This window comes from Mesorhizobium sp. (genome assembly GCF_017306585.1).
In the GTDB taxonomy this organism is placed as follows: Bacteria; Pseudomonadota; Alphaproteobacteria; order Rhizobiales; family Rhizobiaceae; genus Mesorhizobium.
Genome location: NZ_JAFKIC010000101.1, coordinates 1 through 4,618, shown reverse-complemented (window position 1 = coordinate 4,618; position 4,618 = coordinate 1). Strand labels below are relative to the sequence as shown.

At 68.6% G+C, this 4,618-nt stretch carries 5 protein-coding genes; all 5 read left to right on the top strand.

Annotation, left to right across the window (positions count from 1 at the left end):
* On the top strand, positions 1-686 hold a 686-nt coding region (cobM, locus tag J0I79_RS03530; protein ID WP_292855340.1), incomplete at its 5' end, for a precorrin-4 C(11)-methyltransferase.
* Positions 683-1,501: a uroporphyrinogen-III C-methyltransferase gene (cobA, locus tag J0I79_RS03525; protein WP_292855339.1), complete on the top strand. Its 819-nt coding sequence runs from the start codon at positions 683-685 to the stop codon at positions 1,499-1,501. The genes cobM and cobA, both read left to right, overlap by 4 nt.
* A complete protein-coding gene (locus J0I79_RS03520) occupies positions 1,498-2,811 on the top strand; it encodes a cobyrinate a,c-diamide synthase (protein WP_292855338.1) in 1,314 nt (437 codons plus the stop codon). The genes cobA and J0I79_RS03520 overlap by 4 nt, the downstream gene beginning before the upstream one ends.
* A 3-nt stretch (positions 2,812-2,814) precedes the next feature.
* Entirely contained in the window at positions 2,815-3,591 is a 777-nt protein-coding gene (locus J0I79_RS03515; RefSeq protein WP_292855337.1) for an adenosylcobinamide-GDP ribazoletransferase, read from the top strand.
* Positions 3,592-3,629: 38 nt separating this feature from the next.
* The coding region (gene cobT, locus J0I79_RS03510; RefSeq protein ID WP_292855336.1) for a nicotinate-nucleotide--dimethylbenzimidazole phosphoribosyltransferase at positions 3,630-4,618 on the top strand (989 nt) is incomplete at its 3' end.

The following is a 4,618-nucleotide window of genomic DNA, read 5'->3' as shown; positions in this document are numbered from 1 at the left end:
GCCCGGTCTGCCTGCATGCCGGCTCGATCGTCGCTCCCGAGCTTCTGCAGCACTGCGCGCCCGGGGCGAAACTGATCGATACCGCGCCGATGTCGCTCGACGAGATCGAGGCCGAGTATGTGGCCGCGCACCAGGCTGGCCAGGACGTCGCCCGCCTGCATTCCGGCGATCTCTCGGTGTGGAGTGCCGTTGCCGAGCAGATCCGCCGGCTGGAAAGGCACGGCATCCCCTACACGCTGACGCCAGGCGTGCCCTCCTTTGCCGCCGCCGCCGCCGCCTTGCGGCGCGAACTGACGATCCCGGAAGTCGCGCAAAGCCTGGTGCTGACGCGCATCTCCGGCCGCGCCTCGAAAATGCCGCCCGGCGAAACATTGGCAGGCTTCGGCCGCACCGGCGCCACGCTTGCCATCCACCTTGCCATCCATGCCATCGACCGCGTCGTCGCTGAGCTCACGCCGCATTATGGCGGCGATTGTCCTGTCGCCATCGTCTTCCGGGCCTCGTGGCCGGACGAACGCGTGCTGACCGGGACGCTGGAAACGATCGAAGCCCGGCTCGCCGCCGATCCGATGGAGCGCACGGCGCTGATCTTCGTCGGCCGCTCGCTGGCGGCGGAAGGTTTTGGCGAAAGTTCATTGTACGACGCCCACTACCAGCGGCGTTTTCGCGGACGGGACGGATTGTGAGCGCCAGCAGCAAAAACAAGGGCGAAAACGCCACGCTCGAACAGGCCTTGTCCCGGCTGAAGTTCAGGCCGCATCCGCTTGAGCCTGGCCATGTCTGGCTGGCCGGCGCCGGCCCCGGCGATCCCGGCTGCCTGACGCTGGAAGTGCTGGCCGCATTGGCCGAGGCGGATGCGCTGGTCTACGACGCGTTGGTCTCGCCTGACGTGGTCGCGGTGGCGGCGAACGCCGAGCTGTTCTACGCGGGAAAACGCGGCGGCAAGCCATCGATGAAGCAGGACGACATCACCGCCTTGCTGGTGAAGCTTGCGCGCGAAGGCCGCCGCGTCGTCAGGCTGAAGGGCGGCGACCCCTATATTTTCGGCCGCGGCGGCGAGGAAGCCCTGGCGCTGGCGCGCGAAAACATCCCGTTCCGCGTGCTGCCCGGCCTGACATCGGGCCTCAGCGCACTGGCCGCCACCGGCATCCCGGCCACCATGCGCGGCATCAACAAGGCGATCATCCTGGCGACCGGCCATGCCGCCGGCACCGATGAGGACATCGACTGGGCAGCGATCGCCCGCACCGGCCAGCCCGTCGTCGTCTATATGGGCATGGCCAACCTGCCGCTGATAACGGCCGCGCTGCTTGATGGCGGCTTGGCTCCCTCGACACCGGCCGCCGTCATCGTCGCCGCGACGACGCCGCAGGAGCAAACCGTCGTGGCCACGCTTGCCACCATCACCGAGGCGGCGGCGGCCGCGGGCCTCGCCTCGCCGGCGCTGATCGTCGTCGGCGGCATCGTCGCCATGCGGGCGGCACTGGCGGGCGAAGCGTGACCGCCCGCGCCATCATCATCGGCGCCCCGCGCTCCGGTTCAGGCAAGACCAGCGTCACCATCGGCATCCTGCGCGCTCTGACCCGGCGCGGCCTGAAAGTGCGCGGCGCCAAATCCGGCCCCGACTATATCGACCCGGGCTTTCACACGGCCGCCACCGGGCTTTCAGGCGTCAATCTCGACAGCTGGGCCATGCCGCCTTCGCTGCTCAATGCGCTGGCGGCTCAAGCGGCCGACGACACGGATTTCGTCATCCTCGAAAGCGCCATGGGCTTGTTCGACGGCATCCCGGCCGCTTCGGGCCGCACCGGTTCGGCCGCCGATCTTGCGCGGCTCTACGGCCTGCCGGTCCTTCTGGTGCTCGATGTGTCCGGCCAATCGACCACGGCGGCGGCCGTCGCCAAGGGCTTTGCCACCTACGATCCGGATGTGCGCATGGCGGGCGTGGTGCTCAACCGGCTGGGCAGCGAACGTCACCGGCGGCTCTCCGGCGACGCCATCGAGGCGATCGGCCTGCCCGTGGTCGGCGCCATCCTGCGCGACCCCACGCTCAATTTACCGGAGCGCCATCTCGGCCTCGTCCAGGCCGGCGAGTATGATGACTTGATGGCGCATCTCGACAGGCTGGCCGACATGGCGGAAAAATCCCTCGATCTCGACGCTGTCATGGCGCTGGCGACCCCGCTGCGCCCGGCAGAGGGGGACTTCGCCGACGCACTGCAACCGCCGGGTCAACGCATCGCGCTGGCTGAGGATGCCGCCTTTACCTTCCTCTATCCGCATGTCGCCGCCGTCTGGCGGAAGGCGGGCGCCGAGATCGTTCCGTTCTCGCCGCTCGCCGATGAGGCGCCCGGGCAGGATTGCGATGTCTGCTGGCTGCCCGGCGGCTATCCCGAGCTTCATGCCGGCAAGCTTGCCGCCGCCACCAACTTCCGCGCCGGAATGGCGGGATTTGCCGCGACAAAGCTGATCCACGGCGAGTGCGGCGGCTTCATGGTGCTCGGCGAGGCGCTGGAGGATGCCGACGGCAAGACGCACGCAATGCTCGGCCTGCTCGGCCATTCCACCAGCTTTGCCAGGCGCAAGATGAATCTCGGCTACCGTGAGGCGAGGCTGCGCGCCGGCTGCGCCCTGGGTCCGGAAGGCGCGTTGATCCGTGGCCACGAATTCCATTATGCGCAGATGACCGCCACCGGCAATGACGAGCCGCTGGCCGACCTCGCCGATGGCCAGGGCAACCCGATCGGGGCTTCCGGCTTCCGGCGCGGCCATGTCAGCGGCACTTTCTTCCACGCCATTGCGAAAGGCTAGCGCATGAAGCTGCCGAACCTGACGCTTTCGCCCCGGCAAGTCCTCGACGACATAGCGCTCTGCCTGGTCTTCTTCACCAGACTGCCCCTGCCCGCCTTCGACTTTCGCGGCCGTGGCCTCGCGGCCGCGATCTGGGCGGCCCCCATCGCCGGCCTTGTCGTAGGGCTAATCGGCGCCATCGTCTTTGCCACGGCCGAACGTTTCGGCCTTGCCATGGGGCCAGCGGCGGCGCTCTGTCTCGTCGCGACCATCCTCACCACCGGCTGTCTCCATGAGGACGGACTATCCGACGTCGCCGACGGTTTTGGCGGCGGCAAGTCGCGCGGACGCAAGCTCGAAATCATGCGCGACAGCCGCATCGGCGCTTATGGCGCGATGGCGCTCGGCCTGTCCCTGCTGATCCGCTGGAGCGCGCTTTCGCAGCTCATCGATCCCACGCAGGCCCTTTTCGCCCTTGTGGCCGCGCACGCGGCTTCGCGCGGGGTGCTGGGCGCCTTCATGCACATCCTGCCTCCCGCGCGCCCCGATGGCTTGTCCGCCGGTGCCGGCAGCGTTTCGCTCGAAACCGCCATTGCCGGCGGCGTACTCGGCGCGATCCCGCTTCTGCTGCTCGGTCCTGGCGGCGCCATCGCCGCCATCATCCTGCTTGGCCTGCTGTTTGCCGCATTCCATGCCCTTTGCCTCAACCAGATCGATGGCCAGACCGGCGACACGGTCGGCGCGCTGCAGCAGGTGAGCGAAATCGCGGTGCTGCTCGTCGCCACCGTGGCCCTCTCCTGATCCCCTTGCCCTGATTCCCTTTTGGAGACCTTGCCCCCATGTCCTTCAAATCACTCGATGAACTGCGCGCCGCCTGCCTGGATCTACCCGCCGGCAGCGATAAGGCGGCCAAGGCGGTTGCCAGCCGCCAGGACACGCTGACCAAGCCGCAAGGCAGCCTCGGCCGGCTCGAGACCATTGCCGCGTGGCTGGCGCGCTGGCAGGGCCGCGACATGCCGAAACTCGACCGGGTGAAAGTGTTCGTCTTCGCCGGCAACCACGGCGTCACCGCGCAGGGCGTGTCGGCCTTCCCCTCGGAAGTCACCGTCCAGATGGTCGCCAATTTCGCCGGCGGTGGTGCTGCCATCAACCAGCTTGCCCGCATCGCCGGCGCCGAGCTCGATGTCATCCCGCTCGACCTCGACCACCCCACAGGTGACTTCACCCAGACGGTCGCGATGGACGACGAGGCGTTTCTCGCCGCCGTTTCCGCCGGCTACGACGCGGTGACCAAAGACCTCGACCTGATCTGCTTCGGCGAAATGGGCATCGGCAACACCACGCCCGCTGCCGCCATCTCGGCGGCGCTGTTCGGTGGCAAGGCGGAAAAATGGACCGGACGCGGCACCGGCGTCGACGACGCCGGCCTGAAGCGCAAGGTGGTCGCCATCGAGGCCGGCTTGAAGCGCCATGCGGGCGCCCTGTCCGACCCGCTGAAGATCGCCGCCAGCCTGGGTGGCCGCGAACTGGCCGCCATCCTCGGCGCCACGCTCGCCGCCCGCCATCTCGGCATTCCCGTGCTGCTCGACGGCTTCGTCTGCACGGCCGCCGCCGCGCCGCTCGCCAGGCTGCACCCGACCGGGCTCGCCCACACTGTCGCTGCTCACGTCTCGGCCGAATCGGGCCATCGCGGCCTGCTCGAAGCGCTCGGCCTGCCGCCTTTGCTCGATCTCGGCATGCGGCTCGGCGAAGGGTCCGGCGCGTGCCTGGCCGTCAACATCGTCCGTTCGGCGCTGGAATGCCATGCTGGGATGGCGAGCTTCGCCGA